We start from the raw sequence: 23,470 nt of genomic DNA on the forward strand, positions 1-23,470 counted from the left end.
CCCGAAACATGAGGAGACACCCGTGTTCAAGAAGATCCTGATCGCCAACCGCGGTGAAATCGCCTGCCGCGTCGCCGCCACGGCCCGCCGTCTCGGCGTGAAGACCGTCGCCGTCTATTCCGACGCGGACGCGGACGCGCGCCACGTGCAGGCCTGCGACGAGGCCGTGCGCATCGGCGGCCCCGCGCCGCGCGACAGCTACCTGCAATGGCAGCGCATCCTCGAGGCCGCCAAGGCCACGGGCGCGCAGGCCGTCCATCCGGGCTACGGCTTCCTCAGCGAGAACGAGGAGTTCGCGCAGGCCTGCGCGGACGCGGGCCTCGTGTTCATCGGCCCGCCGCCGTCGGCGATCCAGGCGATGGGCCTGAAGGCCGAATCGAAGCGTCTGATGGAGCAGGCCGGCGTGCCGCTGGTGCCGGGCTATCACGGCGCCGACCAGGATCCGGCGCTGCTGCGCCGCGAGGCCAATCGCATCGGCTTCCCGGTGCTGATCAAGGCCAGCGCGGGCGGCGGTGGCAAGGGCATGCGCGCGGTCCACGCGGACGAGGAATTCGACGCCGCGCTGGCGTCCTGCAAGCGCGAGGCGATCAACAGCTTCGGCGACGACGCGGTGCTGATCGAGCGCTACGTGCAGCGCCCGCGGCACATCGAGATCCAGGTCTTCGGCGACAGCCACGGCGATTGCGTCTACCTGTTCGAGCGCGACTGCTCGGTGCAGCGTCGGCATCAGAAGGTGCTGGAGGAAGCGCCGGCGCCCGGCATGACGGCCGAGCGCCGCGCCGAGATGGGCGCCGCCGCGGTCTCGGCCGCGAAGGCGGTCGGCTACCAGGGCGCGGGGACCGTCGAGTTCATCGCGGAACAGGACGGGCGCTTCTACTTCATGGAGATGAACACGCGGCTGCAAGTGGAGCATCCGGTGACGGAGGCCATCACCGGGCAGGACCTGGTCGAGTGGCAGCTGCGCGTGGCCGCCGGCGAGCCGCTGCCGCTGAAGCAGGACCAGCTGCGCATGCACGGTCACGCGATCGAGGCCCGCATCTGCGCCGAGAACCCCGAGGGTGGTTTCCTGCCCGCGACCGGCACGCTGTCGGTGGCGCGCTGGCCGGCGCATGAGGCCTTCCGCCGCGCGGATGTGCGCATCGATTCGGGCGTGGGGGAGGGCGACGCGATCAGTCCGTTCTACGACTCGATGATCGCCAAGCTGATCGTCTGGGGCGAGACGCGCGAGCAGGCGCTGGCGCTGCTGGACGCGTCGCTGCGCGACACGCACATCGTCGGCCTGCACACCAACGTGGCGTTCCTGCGCCGCTGCGCGGCGACGGCGTCGTTCACCAACGCCGACCTGGACACCGCGCTGATCGAGCGCGAGAAGGCCGTGCTGTTCGGTCAGCCGGGCCTGCCGTTGGCGGATGCCGCGGCGGCCGTGGTCGCGCACACGCTGGCGGAAGAGGGGCTGACCGAATCCGCCGATCCGTGGAGCCGTCGCGACGGCTGGCGGATGTTCGGCGCGGCGCAACGCCGCTTCGAGCTGGACGTCGACGGCGAGCATCACCAGGTGCTGCTCGCGCGCCATCATCACGGCAGCCTGTCGCTGACGGTCGGCGGCGAGTCGATCGCGCTGGCGGTGCGTTCGGCAGGGCCGGAGCGTCACGAGCTCCATCTGGGCGAGCGCCGCGTCGCCGTGTCGACCTACAAGGTCGGCGAGCAGGTGGCGGTGTTCGGCGCGCACGGCTCGGCGCTGGTGACCGAGGTCGACGTCATCGCCCACGCGGGGCAGGGGCAATCGGATGCCGGCAGGCTGACTGCGCCGATGCCCGGCAAGCTGGTGGCCTTCCTGGCCCGGCCCGGTGATGCGATCACCAAGGGCCAGCCGCTGGCGGTGATGGAAGCGATGAAGATGGAACACACGATCACCGCGCCGCGCGACGGCGTCGTGGCGGAGCTGCTGTTCGGGATCGGCGATCAGGTCGGCGACGGCGCCGAGTTGCTCCGGTTGCAGGCGTGAGGCTGCTGGCCCTCACCCCGCCCTCTCCCGCAAGCGGGAGAGGGAGTAAGCAAGACAGCCAGCCAGAGGATCAAGCCATGACGACATTGCCCACCCGCGTCACCCTGGTCGACGTCGGCCCGCGCGACGGCCTGCAGAACGAGAAGGAGAACGTCGGCACGGCCGACAAGGCCAAGCTGGTCTCTCTGCTGCAGGATGCCGGTCTGAAGGAGATCGAGGTCACCAGCTTCGTCTCGCCGAAGTGGGTTCCGCAGATGGCGGACAACACGGCGGTGATGGCGGCGATCGAGCGCCGGCCCGGCGTGCGGCACAGCGTGCTGGTGCCCAACATGAAAGGCCTGGAGGGCGCGCTGCCGACGAAGCCCGACGAGATCGTCGTCTTCGCGGCCGCGTCGGAGGCCTTCTCGCAGAAGAACATCAACTGCTCGATCGCCGAGAGCATCGACCGCTTCGCACCCGTGGTAGCCGCGGCACACGAGGCCGGCATCAAGGTGCGCGGCGCGCTGTCGTGCTCGGTCGGATGCCCGTACCAGGGCGACGTGTCGGCGGACGAGGTCGAGCGCGTCGTCCAGCTGATGAAGGCCATCGGCGTCGACCACCTCGGCGTGGCGGACACGATCGGCGTCGGCACGCCGCGCAAGGTGCAGGCAGCGATGGAGCGGGCGCTCAAGCACTATCCGCTGGTCGAGGTCAGCGGGCATTTCCACGACACCTACGGCCAGGCGCTGACGAATATCTACGCCTGCCTGGAGATGGGCATCCACACCTTCGATGCGAGCGTCGCCGGCCTCGGCGGCTGCCCGTATGCGAAGGGCGCGACCGGCAACGTCGCGACCGAGGACGTGGTGTTCCTGCTGAACGGCCTGGGCATCGAGACCGGCATCGACATCGACAAGCTGATCGATGCGGGGGCGTTCATCTCCGGCGTGCTGGGCCGGCCCCCGTCTCGCGTGTCGGCAAGGCGATCCTGGCCAAGCGCAAGGGCTGACGGATCGCCACGCCGTCGAGCACGGCACCGCGCTCACCGCCTTCTCAACCCGCTTCTCGCTTGCCCGCGTTGCGACGTGCCAGCGATACCAGCTGATAGGCGGCGGTGGCCAGCAGCACCGGTCCGAAGATCCGGGCGAACCAGCCATCGATGTTGTTGATGCCCGGCACGATGCCGAGCAGCGCGAGGCCGACCACGGCCTGACTGATGGCGGCAATGAGCTTCAGGAGAAACCGGAGGCGGAAGTTGTCGGTGGTCATGACGTTGGCCGGTCAATGGGTGGTGGCGAGGTCGGCCCTTGGTTGCTTTTGGGTCGACCCCGCGTTGATGCAGCGTACCGCGAGACCTCAGGTTCGGGAGACTGAGATCCCGCTGGCGGCTGAACGTTTACATCGTCGGGGCTGCCAGTTGCGCTTGCAGTCGTTCGGATGTCACCCCGTGGGCCAAGCCGCTTCCTGCACCGGGTTGACGGAACTCCGCCATTGCCGACACGAGCGCATGAACCTGGGCATCGGGGTGCGGCTCGGTCGGGCCGACGCGCTCCTCCTCCTCCTCCTCTTGAATCGGACCGCCACCGCCGCCACCGCCACCGCCACCGCCGCCGCCGCCGCCGCTATCTCCACCGCCGGAGTCGCCCCCGCCGCCGGAATCGCCCCCCCGGAATCGCCATCCCCACTGCTACCGCCACCGCTCCCTGCGCCCGGGTCTTGCCAGGTGCCGCCGTTGGACGCATCGACGGGCGCGCTCTGGCCGTCGTTGGACCACTCGAAGTCCAGCTTGTTGACGACGTTTCCGTTCTCGTCGTGGATGTCTCCGACCAGAACCGTGCCGCGGGAGCCGCTAGACGTCTGTGTCGTCGTGATGGATACGTACTGGCCGTAATAGTTCCCGGGGTTGAAGATATTCCAGTCCACGTCGGAGATGTAATCGGACGCCAACTTGGCCTCTGCCACCATCAGACTTCCGGCGACGGCGCCCGCGTAGAACGCTGCGCCGACGCCCGCCACGACGACCAGCGTATCCGCCAGCACGCCGCCGGCGATCAGTTCACCAATCGTGGCGTTGGGTGATTTCGCGACTGCCTTTTCTACAGCATTGAGCCAGGCCACGATGCCTGTCGAAGTTTTCCATGCCTCGTTGCTGACCGTGGGCAGTCCCAGGCTTTCCATGTTCTCGTTGAAATAGTCCTCTAGCGTTGCCATATCGTTGTCCTCTCTGAATGTTCAGGGTCATCGGGTGGCTGTGGACGCCACTCGACGTTTTGATTTCTACGCGGTGTCGCGCCCGATGCCGCAGGCCATGCGCGGCGTCGCCTCCCTTCTTGACGTGGCTGGAAGTTGCGATGCGCCAGAGTCAGCGCTCGCGCAGGCTCTCGCTGGCGTACTCGCGCAGCGGGCTGAGCAGGAAATCGATCACGCGTTGACGTCCCGTTCGGACTTCCGCCGTGACGTTCATGCCCGGGCCGATCACGACGCGCCGGCCGTCGACTTCCATGGCGGCGCGCTCAAGGCGCAGCGTCGCGGCGAAGACCGCTCCCCGCTTTTCGTCGATGACGGCGTCAGGGCTCACCGTGACCACGGTGGCACGCACGGTGCCGTAACGCGCGTATGGGAATGTCTCGAGCTTGATCTCTGCTTGCTGACCTTCGCGTACGAAGCCGATGTCCTTGTTGTCGAGCGTCACTTCCGCGGTCACCGCGTTGTCTGCAGGGACCAGCACGAGGAGCGTCTGTGCTTCCGTCACCACGCCGCCCGGGGTGTGGATGGCGAGTTGCTGCACCGTGCCGGCCACTGGCGCGCGCAATTCCGTCAACGCGTGACGCTGCGTCGCCTTCGCCGCCTCTGTGGACAGCTCATGTACCTTCAATTCAGCCTGACTTTCCCGGTCGCGGAGACCGTGCGCGCTCTCCGCCCGATAGGAAGCCCACGCCTGTTCGCTCGCGGCCAGGCCCGAGCGCGCTTCGGCCAACCGGGCCTGCGCAGTGGCCAGATCGTGTTCGAGCTCGATGCGATCGCGCGTGCGATCCTGATCCGCGTGATGTGCGACGAATCCCTGTGCCGCGAGGGCATGGAAATCCTGTTCGCGCGCGATGGCCAGGGGCAGCGTGCTGGTGAGCTTGTCGACCATGCGTGAGGCGGTCTCGATCTCCGCGCGATGAAGCGCTTCATCGGCCTTCAGCCGAGACTGCTTGGCGTTGATGTCCCGCCATTCGAGACGCAGCTGTTCATCGACCGACGCCAGGTCCCTTGCCGTCAAGTTCTGGCCGCGTAGCGGCGTCCACACTGGCGCCGTGTCGGCTTGCAGTGCAATCAGCAGCGCTCGGGCACGGAGCAGCTCCGACCATTGCGCGCTGAGATCCTGAGCGATACGGGCGTTGTCCGCCTGAGCGATGGTGGCGTCCAGTGACACCAGCAGCTGTCCTGCACTCACGGTGTCGCCGTCCTTCACATGGACAGCCTTCACGACGCTCGTCTCCAGCGGCTGGATCAGTTTGCTGCGCTCGCTGACCACGATGCGGCCCGGCGCTACGGCAACGAGATCGACCTGGCCCAGGAAGGACCATGCGATTGCCACCGTCGCCATTGCGCAGATGCTCAGCGCGAGACGTCTCGGTGCCGGATGCGGCGGGGTTTCCTGCAGGGCCTGGGCGGCGGGGAGGAATGCGCGTTCCTCGGCGAGTCGTATCGGCCCAAGCAACTCGCTCCGCATCGCCCACGCATGCCGGAACGCCGCCGCATGCCGGGTCAATGCGGAACTGGAGATCGATCCGGGAGCAGCCGCGCGGGCTCCGCCGCCCTTCATGGCGCCACCTCCAATGCCGGTCGCATGGGCGGCCGCGTCTCGAATGCCGACCTGTCGTCGGGTCGACCCTCAGCCTGCAGTTGCCACAGCCGCGCGTAGAGGCCTTGAGGACGGGACATCAATTCCGAGTGGGTCCCCGTTTCGACAATCTCTCCATCCTCCATTGCCACGATGCGATCGGCATGCCTCACTGCACTCAGCCGGTGCGCGATGATGAACACGGTGCGTCCGCGCGCGATCTCCTGCATGTTGTGGTGGAGGATCGCCTCGCTCTCGTAATCCAACGCGCTGGTCGCCTCGTCGAGCACCAGGATCCGAGGCTTGCCGAACAGCGCCCGGGCAATCGCGATACGTTGTCGCTGGCCGCCGGAGAGCGAGGCCCCTTGCTCTCCAACCAGCGTGTCGTAGCCTTCAGGGAGCGATGTGATGAACTCGTGTGCGCCGGCGAGCCGGGCCGCGTGGATGATGTCCGCCATTGGCGCGGACGGATCCTGGATGGCGATGTTGTCGCGCACGCTGCGGTTGAACAGCAGGTTGTCCTGGAGCACGACACCCAACTGCCGCCTGAGTTGAGCCGGATCCACGCCCGCGATGTCGATGCCGTCTACCAGGATCCGACCGCGCTCCGGCAAATAGAGCCGTTGGATCAGCTTGGTCAACGTGCTCTTCCCGGAGCCGCTGCGGCCGATGATCCCGATGACCTCCCCTGGCCGAACGTCGAGGGAGAGGTCACGAATCACCGGGGGCGCGTCCAGCCGGTACCTGAAGGTGAGCCGTTCGAAGGTGACGCGGCCCTGGATGCCCTGGAGCGGCGACGCACCTCGCGGCACCTGTTCAGGAGGCGTGTCCAGGATGTCGGCGAGACGTGCCAGGGAGATGCCGACCTGCTGGAACTCGGTCCACATCTGCGCGATGCGGATGACGGGCTGAGCCACACGATTGGCGAACATGTTGAATGCGACGAACATGCCGATGGTCAGTTGCCCTTCCATGACGAGGTGGGCGCCGTACCACAGGGTTGCGGCGTTGGTCAGCTTGGACAGCAGCGATATCCCTTCATTGCCGAGCTGTCCGAGCGTCTGTGCCCGGAATCCGGCGGAGACATAGGACGCGAGCTGATCGTCCCAGCGTCGTGCGATCTGATATTCCAGCGAGCCCGCCTTGACCGTCGCGATCCCGGTCACCGTCTCGACCATGAGCGCCTGGTTCTCTGCGTTGCGGGCGAATTTCTCCTTGAGCCGGGATCTCAGCACGGGGATGACCGCCAGGCTCAACAGCACATAGAACGGCAGAGATACCAGGACCACGCCAGTGAGAGGCGCGCTGTAGAACAGCATGACGACGATGAAGGCCAGCGAAAACACCACGTCCAGAACCAGCGTCGGCGCATTGCCCGTCAGGAACTGACGGATACCGTCGAGCTCTCTCAGCCGTGCGACCGAATCGCCGACGCGCCGGGACTGGAAGTACGACAGCGGCAGGCTGAGGAGGTGACGGAACAAGCGGGTGCCGAGTTCGACGTCGATCCGACTGCTCGTGTGCGAGAAAACGTAGTTGCGCAGCACGCTCAGCACGCTCTCGAAGATGCCGACGAAGACCAGACCGACCACCAGCACATCGAGTGTCGAATTGCCCTTGTGTATCAGTACCTTGTCCATCACGACCTGGAAGAACAGAGGGCTGACCAATGCGAACAGCTGGAGGAAGCACGACATCAGCAGCGCTTCGGCGATGAGTCTCCGGTGACGGACGAGGCTCGGAATGAACCAGGTCAAGTCGAATCGACTTAGCCCTCCCATCGCTCCGGGTCGAGAGGACAGCAACAACAGTTCGTTGCTCCAGGCGGACAAGAATTGCGTCAACGGCTGGACGGTGGGACGGTCGCGGAGTTGTGGATGCGAATGTTGCGGATCGACTGTCAACACCCGCTGACCATCGCAGTGGGCCAGGACCACCACGCGACCGTCCCGCATCAGAGCCAGTGCGGGGAGCGGCACCAATGACAGGCGAGCTGCCTCTGTCCGGATGTACTTCGCTGTCAAACCCACGTCGCGCGCGGCCTGCCACAGATGCTCGCGTTCGATCGGCGCGCTGGGTCCCAATCCCAACTGATGCCGCATGGCCTGGGGGTCGGCATTCAACCGATGCAGCCGGGCCACCAGGCACAAGGCATCAAGTGCCGACGACCTCGTCGTGTCGTCCAGCGCTGGCTTGTCGATGGGCGCTCCATCCCGCGCGTCGACGCTTTTCTCGCTATGGATTGACTTGTTCATGTCCCCTTCCGCGCTTCTCATTTCCGAGCGTCATTTGCGCCGGGAATTCGTTCGGAGAAGGGTATTTCAGGGGCTACTTCAAACCAATTCCCACTGGTGGGGGAAGTTGTTCAGAGCAACTCAAGAGCACGTAAAACCGTCGTGGGCAAAGGGTTCGCGTCCCGTGCAGGTGTTGTCGGCTTGTCGTCAAGAGGGTGGCGTCGCCATCAAAGGGGCGCACTGGCAGGGGCAGGCCCGAGCGTCGGCGCCCTTCGTCACTGCGGTCCGCGGGCGGGTCAACCGCGCACGCGCTCCACGAACCACCACAGGTGCCCGCCGAGGTCGAGCACGCCGTAGCTCTTGTCGGCCCAGTACTCCGGGCCGTAGTCCTCGATCTTCGGTTCGTAGACGATGGTGGCGCCGGCTGCGCGGGCATGCTCGCAATGCGCGGCGGCGTCGTCCACGTAGACCATCAGGCTCTGCGTGTTGGCCCCACCCACGCCCTTGGGGCTGCGCAGCGGAATGCCGAAACGCTGCGAGCGCTCCCCCTCGCCGCCTTCGCTGACCATGATCAGCGCGTCACCGTAGGTCAGCTGGCTGTGGACGACCGAGCCGTCGTCCCCGTCGACCCGCAGTTGCACCTCGAAGCCGAAGGCCTGGCACAGCCAGGGGATCGCCTCCGCGGCGCTGTCGTAGAAGACGGCGCTGGACAGGCGCGGCCAGCCGGCGGGCGTGGGTTTCATCGCAACTCTCCCTGTGGCGCTTCTGCTCGAAGCGAGTGTTCAGCATAGGCGATCGGGCGCGCGATGCGCGGCGAGTCCACGTCGCGCGCAGGTCGACGGGCGGTGGCTGCCGATGACGCCGGCGCCGCCACCATCGTTGCGCGGCCTGAGGATCAGCCCGCGGCCAGCGTCCGCGCGACGCTGTCGCGGAACTTCGCCGCGCGTTCGGCGTCGGACTCGACCTCGATGCGCTCGCAGCAGAGGTCGATCCATTCCATGAAGCGGCTCTCGGTGTCGGCCTGCCGTGCCAGGTCTCGCAGTTCGCCTTCGCGGCCGGCCAGCATCCGGGTGACGAGGTCCAGACCGAAGAACTTCGCGGACACGAGGCGGCGCGCCCGATCCTGGGCCGCACGAGCGAGCGCGGCCGCTTCGAGCACTTCGGCTTCGTGGATGACGTCGACGCCGGTGACGACAGGAACCGCCCTCGCGGCGGGTGGCGGCACGACGATGACCGGCACTTCGACCAGCCCCTGGTCGACCAGCCGCGTCAGGCCGTCGTCGCCCAGCCCGAGCCCGCGACCGAGCCGGCGCAGTTCTTCGGCGTCGCGCTTGCCGTCGACGGTGATGAGCAGCGCGCGCAGCGCGGGCGGCAGCCGGCGCTGTCCGGGCGCGAGCATCTCGCGCGCCAGGTCCGTCTTGCGGGGAGGTGTTACGGATGCTTGCATGGCGGGCGGATCTTGCGGAGCCCTCATGCACGCTTGATGACAGTCCGGCGTAGGCCTCCCACGCTTGTGCATTGCCGCACGGGCCACCGATGCCTACGATCGACGCTTTCCGTCCAGCGTTTCCGGACCGAGCGCCGGAGCGGACCGCCCGAGGAGGACCCCATGGACAAGCTGGTCATCGTTCATCGCGGCGCGCTGCGCGCCAAGTACGGCACCACCGCGCTCACGAAGATCGACGCGGCGCTCAAGGCGCTGGTCACCGCGGACAAGCGGCGCGGCATCGACACGCTGGTCGTGGCCGTGGACCTCGCCTCGGCGATGAAACCCTACGACGTCGCGCCCGTGCCCGCCCGACCCGATGCGAAGGCGCTGAAGGCCGCCATCGATGCGTTGGCCCACGCGCGTCTGCCGCACTACTTCGTGCTGCTCGGCGGGCCCGACGTGCTGCCGATGGTCCCGCTGAAGAACCCGGCGCACGGCGGTGAACTCGGCGACTCGGACAAGCTGGTGCCCAGCGACCTGCCGTATGCCTGCGAGGCGGCCTACTCGACCGACCCGAACCGCTTCCTCGGACCGACGCGCGTCGTGGGCCGGCTGCCCGACCTGGCGGGCGCGACCAAGCCGGACCTGCTGCTCCAGCTGATCCGCGCGGCCGCCCGCCACAAGGGCCTGCCGCGCGAGGCCTTCGCCGACAGCTTCGGCCTGTCGGCCGAGGTGTGGCAGGGCTCGACGCGGCTCAGCCTGACCAATACCTTCGGCAATGCGGACCGGCTGCACCTGTCGCCGCCCGGCGGACCGAAGTGGGCCAAGTCGGACCTGGCGCCGCGCATGCATTTCATCAACTGCCACGGCGCCGAGGACATGCCCGAGTACTACGGCCAGCGCGGCGAGGACTTCCCGGTGGCGATGCGTTCGGCGCTGCTGCGTGACCGCGTCACCGCCGGCACGGTGGTGGCGGCCGAGTGCTGCTACGGCGCGCAGCTCTTCGACCCGGCGCAGGCCGACGGCGACTGGCCGATGGCGCTGCGTTACCTGGCCGACGGGGCCTGCGGTTTCCTGGGCAGCACGACCGTCGCCTACGGCCCGAGCGACGGCAACGGCTCGGCCGACCTGATCTGCCAGTATTTCCTGCAGCGCGTACTGGCAGGCGCGTCGCTGGGGCGGGCGCTGCTCGAGGCGCGGCAGAAGTTCGCCGGAGAGCGCACCCACCTCGATCCGATGGACCTCAAGACACTGGGGCAGTTCTACCTGCTGGGCGATCCGTCGCTGCAGCCGGTGTCGGGACCGGGCCATGCGCTGTCGCGCACGAAGGCGTTCCGGAAGGCCTTCGCCACGGTCGAGGACCGCGGCGTGCGCGGCCTGCGGCGCGAGCGCCTGGAACGCGAGGGGCGGAACCTGGCGCGTTCCTTGCCCCGCCTTCTCCCCACCGACGCGGCCCCCGCCAAGGCGGTGGCCGAGGCCGTGCGGCCGATGCTCAAGGAGTCCGGCATCGACCCCGGCCGCTGCACGCCCATCAGCTACCGCATCGCGGGCGCGCCGGGTCAGCGCACGGTCCACGTCTACAAGGGCTGGGTCGATCGCCGGCTGCTGGCGCTGATCGCGACCGAGCAGGACGGGCGCCTCCTTCACGTGAGACGCATGCATGCCCGCTGACGCAGAAGCACCGACCCCGGACGGTCCCACGGAGCGGCTGCGCGGCCGCCTGTGCCGCGAGCGCGTCGATGCCGGCAGCAAGAGCGAGCGCGTGGCGCTGCTGCTCGCACTGACCGGCGGCGGGCGCGTCGCGCTGCGTCGGGCCGGCGCCAATCCCTTCCGCGATCCGGAACTGGAGGCGCTGGAGGGTCAGGTCTTGATCGTGGAAGGCGAACGCCGTGAGCGTTATTTCCTGGTGCGCCACTACCGCGTTGGCGACGACGATGACGGCGCGTCCGGATGACGTTTCCCCAGGCACGCGCCCACCCGGGAGCGAAATCTGCCGGAGGGGACGGCAAGGCCCGCGCATTGGCAAGACCGCGCGCCGCGGTCGGACACCCGTCAGGGCGACTTGCCGAGGACTGCTCGACAGACGTACAACCGGACTCCGGCCCGCGCCGATGCGCTTTCTGATCCCACAAACCGACCAAAAGGAGTAACGCTCATGGCCAAGACCTCTCCCTCCGACCGCCTGCTGAATGACTTGAACCAGGTGGTGACCGACGCCGAATCGCTGTTGCGCGCCACGGCCGACCAGACCAGCGCCGGCGCTTCCGAGCTGCGGGCCCGTGTCCAATCGACACTGGATCGCGCCAAGTCCAGCCTGGGAGATTTCCAGTCGGTCGCGGTCGAACGCGCGAAGGCTGCCAGCAAGGCGACCGACGACTACGTGCACGACAACCCGTGGCAGTCGATCGGCGTGGCGGCTGGTGTCGGCGTGCTGATCGGGCTGCTGTTGAGCCGCAAGTAAGCGGACAAGGGATCGACGACGGCAGACATGCCGCCGTCGATCGGCGAGCTCGTCATCGTTGGCGGGTCATTGGCGGCGGGTCATTGGCGGCGGAGGGGCGTCGACCGCCGCTTCGCTGCTGCGCGTGCCGCTCAGCGGCCGCTGTTGACCGGTGCGGCGCACGGCGCCGCCAGCACGGTCGGTGCGGTGGCCGTCGGCGGATCCGTTTCCCAGGACTTGGGCGCGGCCAGCCAGCGATCCAGCTCGTCCGCCGGCATGGGCTTGGCGAACAGCCAGCCCTGGCCTTCGTGGCACCCCAGCGCCAGCAGATGCTGGCGTTGTTCCTCGGTCTCGATGCCTTCGGCAACGACGCGCATGCCGAGGCTGCACCCCAGGTTCACCACCATCTGCGCGATCGTCGCGCCGGCGGCGGAGCTTTGCGCTTCGCGCACGAACGCGCGGTCGATCTTGAGCCGTTCGACGTCCAGGCGACGCAGCTGGCTCAGCGACGAGAAACCGGTGCCGAAGTCGTCGATCGCGACCGAGGCGCCCGTCCCGCGGATCTCCGCCAGCACGCGCAGCACCGCCGAGACCTCTTCCATCGCCATCGATTCGGTGATCTCCAGCTCCAGCGCGGCGCCGGGCACTTCGGCGTCGGCCAGCGCGCGACGGACCGTGTCGATGAAGGCGGGATGGCGGAACTGGGCCAGCGAGATGTTCACCGCGATGCGGAAGTCGATGTAGCCGGCGTCGCGCAACTGGCGCACCTGGCGACAGGCGGTCCTCAAGACGAATTCGCCGATCGGCACGATCAGCCCGGACTGCTCGGCCAGCGGGATGAACTGGTCGGGCGGCACGAACTTGCCTTCGTCGGTGCGCCAGCGCAGCAGGGCCTCCGCGCCGATGACGCGATGCGTGGCCAGTTCGACCTGCGGCTGGTAGACCACGAAGAGACGGCGTTCCTCGAAGCTGGCGCGCAGGCCCTTGAGCAGCTTGAAGCGCTCGCGCGCGTCGACGCCCATCTCCGGCGAGAAGTATTGCGACGCGCCGCGGTTGCCCGCCTTGGCGCGCTTGAGCGCGATCTGCGCGTCCAGCAGCAGCTCCGACCCCAGCGCGCGCGACTGGGCCAGGCGCACCAGGCCCGTCGTCGCGGACAGCTGCAACCGCTCGCCGGCGACGGTGAAGGGGTCCTCGAAGGCCGTGCCGATGCGGTGGCCGTTGACCATGTCGTCCGGCCCCAGCAGGCCGAAGGCGTTCGATGAGATCCGCGCCATCGCCGTGTTGAAACCGAGGCGCTGCGCCAGCCGCTGCGACACGGCCTGCAGCACCTGGTCGCCGAAGCGGTGGCCGAAGGCGTCGTTGACGTCGGCGAAGTCGTCCAGGTCGATCAGCGCCAGCGTGATGCCTTCGGGCGACTTGAGGTTGTGCTCCAGCAGTTCGATGAAGCGGGTGCGGTTGGGCAGCTGCAGCAGCGGGTCGTTGTAGGCCTGGTCGGTCAGCTGCGTGTACAGCATGACGTTCTCGAAGCCGACGGCGATGTTGGAGCAGAACGCGCGCAGCAGCTGGCGGTCGAGCTCGTCGAGCTCTCGCTGGACCTCGACCAGCGCCGCCATCGCGCGTCCGCTGGGCAGGCCGAAGAACAGGACGGTGCAGCCGTCCTCGTACAGGTTGTGGCCCACGGACAGGCAGCGCGCGAGCAGTTCGCGGATCTTGCCGGCGGGCACGGCGTGCAGCGGGCGGTTGATCAGCGAGCTGTACTGGCCGGCGGCCGCGATGACGCGGGTGTCGCCGCTGGCGTCACCGTTGCCGTGGTTGGGGGCCTGGACGCAGACCAGCCCCTCGGGCAGCGTGCCCAGCAGCGCGCACAGCTGCGTGACCACGCCTTCGGCGAAACGGTGCAGGCCGTGCTGGCGACCCAGCTCGGTGCTGGCCTCGACGATCATCTCCAGGCCCTGCCGGTTCGCCTCCAGCGCGCGGATCTGCCGGTACGACCGGATCGCGGCGGTCAGTACCGTGTAGAGCCGGGTGCGGGTCAGCTCCGACTTGGTCTTGTAGTCGTTGATGTCATACGCCTGGACCGTCTCGATCTCCGGCGCGTAGCCGGGCTGGCCGGTGCGCAGCACGATGCGCACGGCGCGCTGGCGCAGTTCCTCGCGGATATGGCGCACCAGCTGCAGGCCGGCGTCGTCGGACTCCATGACGACGTCCAGCAGCACGACGGCGATGTCGGGTTCGTGACCCAGCATCGAGCGGGCCTCGGCGGCGGACTTGGCGTGGAGGAAGGTCAGCGGCTGGCCTTCGACCAGCAATCCCTGCATCGCGAGCTCGGTCGCCTTGTGGACGTCGGTGTCGTCGTCGACGATCAGCACCCGCCAGGGCTTGCGCGCTTCGAGGGACTCGTCGGCCGCGTGCTCGGGGTCGTCCAGGAACTGCAGCAGGTCGTCGTCTTCGACGACGGCGGAGTGCGGCGTATGCTGGCGATCAGGCATTGAATGGACCTTGTCAGGCCGGCGGCGCGGGGTCCGCGCAACCAAGCGTTACCGCACTGTAGCCCAAGGCCTGTGGGCCGATCGGACAAAGAACGCCCTCGTTTCCCCCGATTCAGTGATAGCTTTCGCACACTGCGGGGATGGACACAGGGGAAACAATCGATGGAATCACGCGATCCGGGGCTCACGGAACGGCTGCGACGAGTGGCCGATCGGGCGCTCGAACTGGCCCGCGTGCGGCTGGAATTGCTGGGCGTGGAACTGCAGTCGGAACTGCTGCGTCTGTTCGGTGCGTTGACCGCGCTGCTGCTGGCCTTGCTGCTCGGCGTGGCCGCCCTGCTGATGCTGGTGTTCGCCGCGCTGCTGTGGGTGCCTGACGTCTGGCGGGCCCCGGTGGGCGCGGGGCTGGGGGCCGCATTCCTGATCGGCGCAGCTGCGTGCTGGGTCTGGGCGAAGCGGCAACTGGCGGCGGGCAAGCCCTTCGCGGCGAGCGTCGCGGAACTGGCGCGCGACCGGCGCGCGCTCGAACCCGACGACAACCCGCCGGGCGACCGGAGGGCGCAATCGTGATGTGGGGCGACGCGCAACAACGGCTTCAATTGCGGCAGCTCGAACTGCAGCTGCGCAGCGCCGAGTTGCGGCTCGGGTTGCGGCACGAGGTGAAGGGGCTCGAAGGCCCGATGCGCTGGGTCGACCGCGGCCACGCGTTCTATCGTCTGGCCGGCAGCCTGCCTCGCCTGTGGCGGACCGTGGCCGCGCTGGCGGCGGCGGGCGGTCTGGCGGGTCTGACGCGCGCCTTCCGTCGGCACGAGCCCGGGTCGGCCGACCACTCACCGGGGCGGATCGCCCGGCTCTGGACGTGGATCAGCCTGGGGTGGAAGGTCTGGCAGTGGGTGAAGCCGGCACCGTCGACCGAGCCGCCGACGTCAGCCGCACCGGCGCCGGCCAAGTCGACCCCCGCCGACGACTGACCCGCTTCAGCGCGGGCCGCGCTTCTGGCCGGTCTTCATTCCCGCCTTCGCGCCTGCCTTGGTGCCCGACTTCGTTGTCGAGCCCGGCTTGACGAAGGGGGCGATGTCGGACGGGCGCCGGCGCCAGCCGGACGCTGCGGCGTCCGGGCCGAGCCGGTCTCGCGCGGCGGCAGCCCGGTGTGCTGGGTCAGGATCTGGCCCGAACGCGGCTTGTTCGGCGCGACCTTCTCCCCGGCCTGCGTCGAGTTCTTGCGGCGCGCCGATTCATAACCCCCGTCGGTCGTCGGCTGGAAGGTCGGGATCAGGTGGTGCTTGCCGTTGCCGATCAGGTCGGCGCGGCCCATGTCCTTGAGCGCCTCGCGCAGCAGCGGCCAGTTGTTGGGGTCGTGGTAGCGCAGGAAGGCCTTGTGCAGCCGCCGGCGACGCTCGCCCTTGACGATGTCGACCGGCTCGCTGTCGCGGGTCACCTTCTTCAGCGGGTTCTTGCCCGAGTGGTACATCGCCGTGGCCGTGGCCATCGGGCTCGGATAGAAGGTCTGCACCTGGTCCGCGCGGAAGCCGTTGCGCTTGAGCCAGAGGGCGAGGTTCATCATGTCCTCGTCGGCCGTGCCCGGGTGCGCCGCGATGAAGTAGGGGATCAGGAACTGCTTCTTGCCCGCCGCCGCGCTGGCCTGTTCGAACAGCTGCTTGAAGCGGTCGTACGTGCCGATGCCCGGCTTCATCATCTTCGAGAGCGGCCCGCCCTCGGTGTGCTCCGGCGCGATCTTCAGGTAGCCGCCCACGTGGTGGGTGACCAGTTCCTGGATGTACTCCGGCGACTCGATCGCCAGGTCGTAGCGCAGGCCCGAGCCGATCAGGATCTTCTTGACGCCGCGCAGCGCGCGGGCGCGCCGGTACAGCTTGATCAGCGGACCGTGGTCGGTGTGCAGGTTCGGGCAGATGCCGGGATAGACGCAGCTCGGCTTGCGGCAGGCGGCTTCGATCTCGGGGCTCTTGCAGCCGATGTGCCACATGTTGGCGGTCGGGCCGCCCAGGTCCGAGATGATCCCGGTGAAACCCTTGACCTTGTCGCGGATGTCCTCGATCTCGCGGATGACCGAGTCCTCGCTGCGGCTCTGGATCACGCGGCCCTCGTGCTCGGTGATCGAGCAGAAGGTGCAGCCGCCGAAGCAGCCGCGCATGATGTTCACGCTGAAGCGGATCATTTCCCACGCCGGGATCTTGGTGGCGTGGTCGTGGCTGCCGTTCTCGTCGGCATAGACCGGGTGCGGGCTGCGGGCGTAGGGCAGGTCGAAGACGTGGTCCATCTCGACCGTCGTCAGCGGGATCGGCGGCGGGTTCAGCCAGACGTCGCGATCGACGCCGCCCGACGAATGCCGCTGCACCAGCGCGCGCGCGTTGCCGGGGTTGGTTTCCAGGTGCAGCACGCGGTTGGCATGGGCGTAGAGGACCGGGTCGCTCTTGACCTGCTCGTAGGCCGGCAGCCGGATCACGGTGCGCTCGCGCGGCGTGACCAGCGCGCGGCCGTCGGTCTTGGACAGCGTCTGGCGGATGATCTTGATCGGCTTGATCTCGGGCATGCCCGGCTGCGCCGGAGCACCTGCGGAGACAGCCGATGCGGGAGCGCCCGTCGCGCCGGCCGCACTGGCCGCTTGCGCCTGTTCCTGCTGCTTCGAGCAATCGGTGCCCTGATCGGCAGCCGCTTCCTCGGTGGTCATGTACGGGCTGAGCAGCGCATCGATCTTGCCGGGAGCGTCGACGTCGGTCGAATCGATCTCGAACCAGCCGTCCAGCGCGGCGTCGTCCGGCTTGCGCATGAAGGCGGTACCGCGCACGTCGGTGATCGACTCGATCGGCTTCTTCTGCGACAGGCGGTGGGCGATCTCGATGATCGCGCGCTCTGCGTTGCCGTAGACCAGCAGGTCGGCCTTCGAATCCACCAGGATCGAGCGCCGGACCTTGTCCTGCCAGTAGTCGTAATGGGCGATGCGGCGCAGCGAGGCCTCGATGCCGCCGATGATCACGGGGACGTCCTTGAACGCCTCCTTGCAGCGCTGCGTGTAGACCAGCGTCGCACGGTCGGGACGCTTGCCGGCGCCGCCGCCCGGCGTGTAGACGTCGTCCGAGCGGATCTTCCGGTCCGCCGTGTAATGGTTGATCATCGAATCCATGTTCCCGGCCGCCACGCCGAAGAACAGGTTGGGCTTGCCCAGCGCCCGGAACGCGTCCGGCGAATTCCAGTCCGGCTGCGCGATGATCCCCACGCGGAAGCCCTGCGCCTCCAGCGTCCGCCCGATGACCGCCATGCCGAAGCTCGGGTGGTCCACGTAGGCGTCGCCGCTGACGATGATGATGTCGCAGCTGTCCCAGCCCAGTTGCGTCATCTCCTCCCGCGACATCGGCAGGAAGGGGGCGGGACCGAAGCGCTTCGCCCAGAACGGGCGGTACGAGGTCAGCGCCTTCTGGCCGGTCTTCTTCAGATCGGACAGCGGACGGGTGGGCGGGGGTGCGATGGACACGGCGGCGGCTCGGGCGTGGGCAACCGGGTATTGTCGCCGCAGCCTGGGGTTGACCCCAGGGCACCCTGCATAAATACAGGGCTTTCCAACGGAAAGACGTTTATTCCCGAGGATGGGTGGGCGTGGCCGCGTCACCGGCGGCGGTGCCGTCCGTCTGCGCGGGGCCGGGTGCGGCGTCGGCCAGCGGGTCGCGGCACGGGTCACGGCCCGCTTCGCAGACCGGCTGCCGGCCCAGCGCACCGCGCTCGGCGGCGGTCAGCGGCGGGAAACGGTTCGGCACCACCACCGTCAGCGAGGACAGGTAATGCTCCAGCCGCGCCTGGCCGACCACGATCAGGTCGAAGGCCTCCGGATCCAGGATCCAGTGATGCAGCAACCCCCGACCAGCGCCATCAGCCCGATGGCAGCCTGGTGCGCGTCGACGTCCGGCGGCAACTGGCCGAGCGACTTGGCACGCTCGAAGGCTTCGCGGTTGTGGTCGGTCCATTCCCGGTGGGCGGCGACCTTGCGGCCACGGATCGACGCCATCTCCCCGACGAACTCGACGCGCAGGTTGGCGATCTCGAAGGCGCGACGCGTGCGGGCATTGAACGCCGCGCAGTGCATGACGTTCATCAATCTCAGGCGCAGATCGTCCAATGGCCGGTCCGGTCCGGGCGACACCGAGGGCTCGAAGTCCTCCTCCAGCGGCATGGTGGCGCGTTCCATCATCGCGTTGAAGAGCTGGACCTTGTCCTCGAAGTGCCAGTACACGGCGCCGCGGGTCACGCCGGCGGCCTGCGCGATGTCCTGCAGCGAGGTGCGGGAGACGCCGCGCTCATGGAACAGCTGCTCCGCGGCGTCCAGCAGACGGGCGCGGGTTTCCTGGGCTTCCTGTTTGGTTCGACGAGCCATGCACCGATTGTAGAAGCACATGGCAGAAACATACATGCATGAATGTATGTATATACTGCGCCACTTTGGTCGAACCGTACCGATGCCGTACGTCGTGACGGTAGGGCCGCGGTTTGCCCTGTCCGCCCGGCTGTCCGGGCCGGGCCGACCATCTGAATCTGCGAATCTGCATTTCGAATCCTTACTTCGAGAGGAATCCCATCGTGATGTCTACCCCACTGACAACAGCAACGCCGGGGTCGGAGCGCCCGAGCCTGAAGGTCGGCGCGCGCATGCTTTATCTGCTGCCGCTGGTGATTTCCATCGCGGCGGTGCTGACCGCCTGCGGCAAGGATGAGCAGGCCGCCGGCAAGGGGGCCCGGCGGGCGGCGGCATGCCGCCGGCCAACGTCGGCGTCGTGACGGTGGGTCAGCAGGCGGTCGCGCTGCAGACCGAATTGCCGGGCCGGGTCGAGGCGCTGCGCACCGCGCAGGTCCGTGCCCGCGTCAACGGCGTGATCCTGAAGCGCCTGTTCACCGAGGGTTCCGAAGTGAAGGCCGGCCAGGCGCTGTTCCTGATCGATCCGGCGCCGTACCAGGCCCAGCTCGACAGCGCCAATGCCAACGTGGCCAAGGCGCAGGCCAATGAAGCCCAGGCCTCGGCACAGGCCGCGCGCAACAAGCCGCTGGCCGACGCGAAGGCGATCAGCCAGCAGGAATACATCACCTCGGTCGCGACCGCCAAGGCCGCCGCGGCCGACGTGGCCGCCGCCAAGGCCGCTGCGGTGCAGGCCAAGCTGAGCCTGGACTACGCGCATGTCTACGCCCCGATCGCCGGTCGCATCGGCCGCGCGCTGGTGACCGAAGGCGCGCTGGTCGGCGCGTCGGACGCCACGCAGCTGGCGCTGATCCAGCAGGTCAGCAGCGTCTACGTGAACTTCACGCAGTCGGCGAATGAAGTGCAAGCGATGCGCCGCGCGCTGGCCGCCGGCCAGTTGCGGAGTGCCGGCAACAACGCCGCGCAGGTCGAGATCGTCGGGGACGACGGCGCCGTGCTGCCGCGCACCGGCAAGCTGCTCTTCACCGATCTGACGGTCGATCCGACCTCGGGCCAGGTCACGCTGCGCGCCGAAGTGCCGAACCCCGACAGCGCGCTGCTGCCCGGCCAGTACGTGCGCGTGCGCGTGGCGCAGGCGGAACTGCCGTCGGCCATCCTGCTGCCGCAGCAGGCGGTGACGCGTGGCTCGTCCGGCGACACGGTGCTGGTGGTCGGTCCCGACAACAAGCCCGCGCCGCGCAAGGTCAAGATCGGCAACGCGATCGGCAACCAGTGGGTGGTGCTCGACGGCCTGAAGGCTGGCGAGAAGGTCATCGCCGACGGCTTCCAGAAGATGTTCGTGCCGGGCGCGCCGGTCAATCCGGTGCCGTTCAACCCGGCCAGTGCCGCGTCCGGTGCAGCGCCCGCCGCCTCCGCGGCGAGCCACTGAGCGCCTGACGCTCAGGAAGGATCCAAGACATGGCACGTTTCTTCATTGATCGCCCCATCTTCGCGTGGGTGATCGCCTTGTTCATCCTGGTCTTCGGCGGGGTGGCGGTCACGCAACTGCCGGTGGCCCAGTACCCCACCGTCGCGCCGCCGTCGCTGTCCATCAACGTCGCCTACCCGGGCGCGTCGGCCAAGACGCTGGACGAGTCGGTGATCTCCGTCATCGAGCAGGAGCTCAACGGCGCTCCCGGCCTGGCCTACATGGAATCGGTCAGCCAGGCCAACGGCACGGGCGCCATCACGGTGACCTTCGAGTCGGGCACCAACATCGACCTGGCGCAGGTGGAAGTGCAGAACCGCCTGTCGCGCGCGACGCCCCGGCTGCCCGCCGCGGTGACGCAGCAGGGCGTGCGCGTCGACAAGGCGCGCTCCAACTTCCTGCTGTTCGTGACGCTGTCGTCCAAGGACGGCTCGATGGACCCGATCGCGCTGGGCGACTACGCCGCCCGCAACGTCGTGCCCGAGATCCAGCGGATCGCCGGTGTCGGCCAGGCGCAGCTGTTCGGCTCCGAGCAGGCGATGCGCATCTGGCTGGATCCGGCCAAGATGGAGTCGTACAAGCTCAGTCCCGCCGAGGTCAACGCCGCCATCACCGCGCAGAACGCGCTGGTGCCGGCCGGTGTGCTGGGCGACCGCCCGAACACCAGCAGCCAGACCATGTCCGCGACCATCGTGGTCAAGGGCCAGCTCGAGAACAAGGAGCAGTTCGGCAACATCGTGCTGCGCGCCAACACCGACGGCTCTACCGTGAAGCTGAGGGACGTCGCGCGCATCGAGATGGGCGGCCAGAGCTACAGCACCTACGCGCGCTTGAACGGACAGCCGTCCACCGGCGTGGGCGTGCAGCTGTCGCCGACCGGCAACGCGCTGGGCACCGCCAAGGCGGTCAAGGCGCGCATGGAAGAGCTGAAGAAGTACTTCCCCGCCGGCGTCGAATACAAGGTGCCGTACGACTCGTCCAAGTTCGTGCAGATCTCCATCGCCCAGGTGGTGGAGACGCTGATCGAGGCGATCGTGCTGGTGTTCCTGGTGATGTTCCTGTTCCTGCAGGACTGGCGCTACACGCTGATCCCGACGCTGGTGGTGCCTGTGGCGCTGTTGGGGACGTTCGGCGTGATGCTGACGCTGGGCTTCTCGATCAACGTGCTGACGCTGTTCGGCATGGTGCTGGCGATCGGCATCCTGGTCGACGATGCGATCGTGGTCGTCGAGAACGTCGAGCGCATCATGAGCGAGGAGGGCTTGAGTCCCCGTGAAGCGACCAAGAAGGCGATGGGCCAGATCTCGGGCGCCATCATCGGCATCACCACGGTGCTGATCGCGGTGTTCATCCCGATGGCCTTCTTCGCCGGCTCGGTGGGCAACATCTACCGCCAGTTCTCGCTGGCGATGGTGGCCTCGATGGCGCTGTCGGCGCTGATGGCGCTGTCGCTGACGCCGGCGCTGTGCGCGACGCTGCTCAAGCCGGTCGACGCCGGCCATCACCACGAGAAGCGCGGCTTCTTCGGCTGGTTCAACCGCGGCTTCTCGCGCACCGCCAAGGGCTACGAGGGCTGGGTCGCCAAGCTGCTCAAGCGCGCCGGTCCGATGATGGTGGCGTTCGTCGCCGTGGTCGCGGTCGTCGGCTGGCTGTATGTCCGCATGCCGACGTCCTTCCTGCCCAACGAAGACCAGGGCTACCTGATCGTCAACGTGCAGCTGCCGCCGGGCGCGACGTCCAACCGGACCGAAGCCGCCGTGGCCACGCTGGAGCAGTTCCTGCACAAGCAGCCGGAAGTCGCCGACACCATCGGCGTGATCGGCTTCTCGTTCTCCGGCCAGGGCCAGAACGCCGCGCTGGTGTTCGTGCCGCTCAAGCCGTGGGACGAACGCAAGGGCAAGGACCACAGCGCGCAGGCGGTGGCCGGCCGCGTGATGGGCGCGATGATGGTGGGCGTGCGTGACGCGTTCATCTTCCCGCTCTCGCCGCCGCCGATCCAGGAACTGGGCAACGCCACCGGTTTCGCGCTGCGTCTGCAGGACCGCGCCGGCCTCGGCCACGAGGCGCTGCTGAACGCGCGCAACCAGCTGATGGGCATGGCGTCCAAGAGCAAGCTGATCACCGGCATGCGCCCGGACGGCCTGGAAGACGCGCCGCAGCTGCAGATCGACATCGACCGCGCCAAGGCGCAGGCGCTGGGCGTCGGCTTCGACACGATCGCGCGCGTGCTGGGCACGCAGCTGGGTTCCGCCTATGTGAACGACTTCCCGAGCACCGGCCGCATGCAGCGCGTCGTGGTGCAGGCCGACGCGGCGCGCCGCTCGACGCCGGAAGACGTGCTCAAGCTGAACGTGACGAACGCGGCGGGTGCCAACGTGCCGGTCTCGGCCTTCGCGTCCAGCAAGTGGATCACCGGCCAGATGCAGGCCACGCGCTACAACGGCTATCCGGCGATGCGCCTGGCGGGCGATCCCGCGCCGGGCGTGTCCTCGGGCCAGGCGATGAAGGAACTGGAGAACATGGTCTCGCAGCTCCCGCCGGGCATCGGCTTCGAGTGGACGGGCCTGTCGCGTGAAGAGCAGCTGTCGGGCTCGCAGGCGGGCATCCTGCTGGCGTTCTCGCTGCTGGCGGTCTTCCTCTGCCTGGCCGCGCTGTACGAGAGCTGGTCCATCCCGATGTCGGTGATGCTGGTGGTGCCGCTGGGCCTGCTGGGCGCGCTGGCGGGGGCGACCTTGCGCGGCATGCCCAACGACGTGTACTTCAAGGTCGGCCTGATCACCATCATCGGCCTGTCGGCGAAGAACGCGATCCTGATCATCGAGTTCGCCAAGGACCTGCAGGCGCAGGGCAAGGGCCTGGTCGAGGCGATCCTGGAGGCGGCGCACCTGCGCTTCCGCCCGATCATCATGACCTCGCTGGCCTTCATCCTGGGCGTGACGCCGCTGTTCTTCGCGAGCGGCGCAGGCTCGGCGAGCCAGCGCGCCATCGGCACCGGCGTGCTGTCGGGCATGGTCACGGCGACCTTGCTGGCGGTGATCTTCGTGCCGGTGTTCTTCCTGGTCGTGCGCCGCTTCTTCAAGGGCAGCGACCGCCAGAACAAGCTGTACGCCCACGAACTGGACGGTCCGGATCCGACCAAGGCCATCGCGGCCGCCAAGAACGCGGACGGAGTCTGAG

The 23,470-nt window shown here is 68.2% G+C and carries 19 protein-coding genes and 1 pseudogene; 10 read left to right on the plus strand and 10 right to left on the minus strand.

The window, feature by feature from the left end; all coding sequences use genetic code 11:
- Window positions 1-22: 22 nt before the first annotated feature.
- The gene (locus ACQ86G_RS10330; RefSeq protein WP_431260488.1) at window positions 23-2,005 is read left to right on the plus strand and encodes an acetyl-CoA carboxylase biotin carboxylase subunit; all 1,983 of its coding nucleotides are present in this window, start codon (window positions 23-25) and stop codon (window positions 2,003-2,005) included.
- A 77-nt stretch (window positions 2,006-2,082) separates the two neighbouring features.
- Window positions 2,083-2,993 (plus strand): annotated as a pseudogene (locus tag ACQ86G_RS10335) (hydroxymethylglutaryl-CoA lyase).
- Between the two features lie 44 nt (window positions 2,994-3,037).
- On the opposite strand, the gene ACQ86G_RS10340 reads toward ACQ86G_RS10335, so the two are convergent.
- The 6 genes from ACQ86G_RS10340 to ACQ86G_RS10365 all read right to left on the minus strand — a co-directional run bounded on the left by ACQ86G_RS10340 (window position 3,038) and on the right by ACQ86G_RS10365 (window position 9,494).
- Window positions 3,038-3,253: a hypothetical protein gene (locus ACQ86G_RS10340; protein WP_431260489.1), complete on the minus strand. Its 216-nt coding sequence runs from the start codon at window positions 3,251-3,253 to the stop codon at window positions 3,038-3,040.
- 171 nt (window positions 3,254-3,424) lie between these two features.
- Window positions 3,425-4,195, minus strand: a complete 771-nt coding sequence (locus ACQ86G_RS10345) for a hypothetical protein (protein WP_431260490.1) — start codon at window positions 4,193-4,195, stop codon at window positions 3,425-3,427.
- A gap of 151 nt (window positions 4,196-4,346) precedes the next feature.
- Window positions 4,347-5,795: an HlyD family type I secretion periplasmic adaptor subunit gene (locus ACQ86G_RS10350; RefSeq protein WP_431260491.1), complete on the minus strand. Its 1,449-nt coding sequence runs from the start codon at window positions 5,793-5,795 to the stop codon at window positions 4,347-4,349.
- Window positions 5,792-8,068 carry a type I secretion system permease/ATPase gene (locus ACQ86G_RS10355; RefSeq protein WP_431260492.1) on the minus strand — a complete coding sequence of 759 codons (2,277 nt, stop codon included), beginning with the start codon at window positions 8,066-8,068 and terminating at the stop codon, window positions 5,792-5,794. The genes ACQ86G_RS10350 and ACQ86G_RS10355 overlap by 4 nt, the downstream gene beginning before the upstream one ends.
- Window positions 8,069-8,343: 275 nt before the next feature.
- Window positions 8,344-8,790: a VOC family protein gene (locus tag ACQ86G_RS10360; protein ID WP_431260493.1), complete on the minus strand. Its 447-nt coding sequence runs from the start codon at window positions 8,788-8,790 to the stop codon at window positions 8,344-8,346.
- Between the two features lie 152 nt (window positions 8,791-8,942).
- On the minus strand, window positions 8,943-9,494 hold the full coding sequence (locus tag ACQ86G_RS10365; RefSeq protein WP_431260494.1) for a hypothetical protein: 552 nt from the start codon (window positions 9,492-9,494) through the stop codon (window positions 8,943-8,945).
- A gap of 162 nt (window positions 9,495-9,656) precedes the next feature.
- Here ACQ86G_RS10365 and ACQ86G_RS10370 point away from each other — a divergent pair, with 162 nt between their 5' ends.
- The 3 genes from ACQ86G_RS10370 to ACQ86G_RS10380 all read left to right on the plus strand — a co-directional run bounded on the left by ACQ86G_RS10370 (window position 9,657) and on the right by ACQ86G_RS10380 (window position 11,937).
- Entirely contained in the window at window positions 9,657-11,147 is a 1,491-nt protein-coding gene (locus tag ACQ86G_RS10370; protein ID WP_431260495.1) for a hypothetical protein, read from the plus strand.
- The gene (locus ACQ86G_RS10375) at window positions 11,137-11,430 is read left to right on the plus strand and encodes a hypothetical protein (protein ID WP_431260496.1); all 294 of its coding nucleotides are present in this window, start codon (window positions 11,137-11,139) and stop codon (window positions 11,428-11,430) included. The genes ACQ86G_RS10370 and ACQ86G_RS10375 overlap by 11 nt, the downstream gene beginning before the upstream one ends.
- A 201-nt stretch (window positions 11,431-11,631) precedes the next feature.
- Window positions 11,632-11,937 carry a DUF883 family protein gene (locus tag ACQ86G_RS10380; protein WP_431260497.1) on the plus strand — a complete coding sequence of 102 codons (306 nt, stop codon included), beginning with the start codon at window positions 11,632-11,634 and terminating at the stop codon, window positions 11,935-11,937.
- A 131-nt stretch (window positions 11,938-12,068) separates the two neighbouring features.
- On the opposite strand, the gene ACQ86G_RS10385 is transcribed toward ACQ86G_RS10380, so the two are convergent.
- The gene (locus tag ACQ86G_RS10385) at window positions 12,069-14,405 is read right to left on the minus strand and encodes an EAL domain-containing response regulator (RefSeq protein WP_431260498.1); all 2,337 of its coding nucleotides are present in this window, start codon (window positions 14,403-14,405) and stop codon (window positions 12,069-12,071) included.
- Window positions 14,406-14,567: 162 nt separating this feature from the next.
- On the opposite strand from ACQ86G_RS10385, the gene ACQ86G_RS10390 reads away from it, so the two are divergent.
- The gene (locus ACQ86G_RS10390; RefSeq protein ID WP_431260499.1) at window positions 14,568-14,975 is read left to right on the plus strand and encodes a phage holin family protein; all 408 of its coding nucleotides are present in this window, start codon (window positions 14,568-14,570) and stop codon (window positions 14,973-14,975) included.
- Window positions 14,972-15,376 carry a hypothetical protein gene (locus ACQ86G_RS10395; protein ID WP_431260500.1) on the plus strand — a complete coding sequence of 135 codons (405 nt, stop codon included), beginning with the start codon at window positions 14,972-14,974 and terminating at the stop codon, window positions 15,374-15,376. Before ACQ86G_RS10390 ends, ACQ86G_RS10395 begins: the two co-directional genes overlap by 4 nt.
- Window positions 15,377-15,411: 35 nt before the next feature.
- Here the strand turns inward: ACQ86G_RS10395 and ACQ86G_RS10400 are convergent, their stop codons facing one another.
- The 3 genes from ACQ86G_RS10400 to ACQ86G_RS10410 form a co-directional block, all read right to left on the minus strand.
- Entirely contained in the window at window positions 15,412-17,895 is a 2,484-nt protein-coding gene (locus ACQ86G_RS10400) for a YgiQ family radical SAM protein (protein ID WP_431260501.1), read from the minus strand.
- 100 nt (window positions 17,896-17,995) lie between these two features.
- Window positions 17,996-18,271 carry a hypothetical protein gene (locus ACQ86G_RS10405; RefSeq protein ID WP_431260502.1) on the minus strand — a complete coding sequence of 92 codons (276 nt, stop codon included), beginning with the start codon at window positions 18,269-18,271 and terminating at the stop codon, window positions 17,996-17,998.
- Window positions 18,229-18,789: a TetR family transcriptional regulator gene (locus tag ACQ86G_RS10410; protein WP_431260503.1), complete on the minus strand. Its 561-nt coding sequence runs from the start codon at window positions 18,787-18,789 to the stop codon at window positions 18,229-18,231. Before ACQ86G_RS10410 ends, ACQ86G_RS10405 begins: the two co-directional genes overlap by 43 nt.
- Window positions 18,790-19,061: 272 nt before the next feature.
- Here ACQ86G_RS10410 and ACQ86G_RS10415 point away from each other — a divergent pair, with 272 nt between their 5' ends.
- Genes ACQ86G_RS10415 through ACQ86G_RS10425 form a run of 3 tightly spaced genes read left to right on the plus strand, consistent with a single transcriptional unit; the run spans window position 19,062 to window position 23,469 of the window.
- On the plus strand, window positions 19,062-19,190 hold the full coding sequence (locus ACQ86G_RS10415) for a hypothetical protein (RefSeq protein ID WP_431260504.1): 129 nt from the start codon (window positions 19,062-19,064) through the stop codon (window positions 19,188-19,190).
- Complete coding sequence (locus ACQ86G_RS10420) at window positions 19,163-20,254, plus strand: efflux RND transporter periplasmic adaptor subunit (protein WP_431260505.1); 1,092 nt, start codon at window positions 19,163-19,165, stop codon at window positions 20,252-20,254. Before ACQ86G_RS10415 ends, ACQ86G_RS10420 begins: the two co-directional genes overlap by 28 nt.
- A gap of 29 nt (window positions 20,255-20,283) precedes the next feature.
- Window positions 20,284-23,469: an efflux RND transporter permease subunit gene (locus tag ACQ86G_RS10425; protein WP_431260506.1), complete on the plus strand. Its 3,186-nt coding sequence runs from the start codon at window positions 20,284-20,286 to the stop codon at window positions 23,467-23,469.
- Window position 23,470: the final 1 nt, after the last annotated feature.

The organism is Roseateles chitinivorans, assembly GCF_050632145.1.
Lineage (GTDB): Bacteria > Pseudomonadota > Gammaproteobacteria > Burkholderiales > Burkholderiaceae_C > Roseateles > Roseateles chitinivorans_B.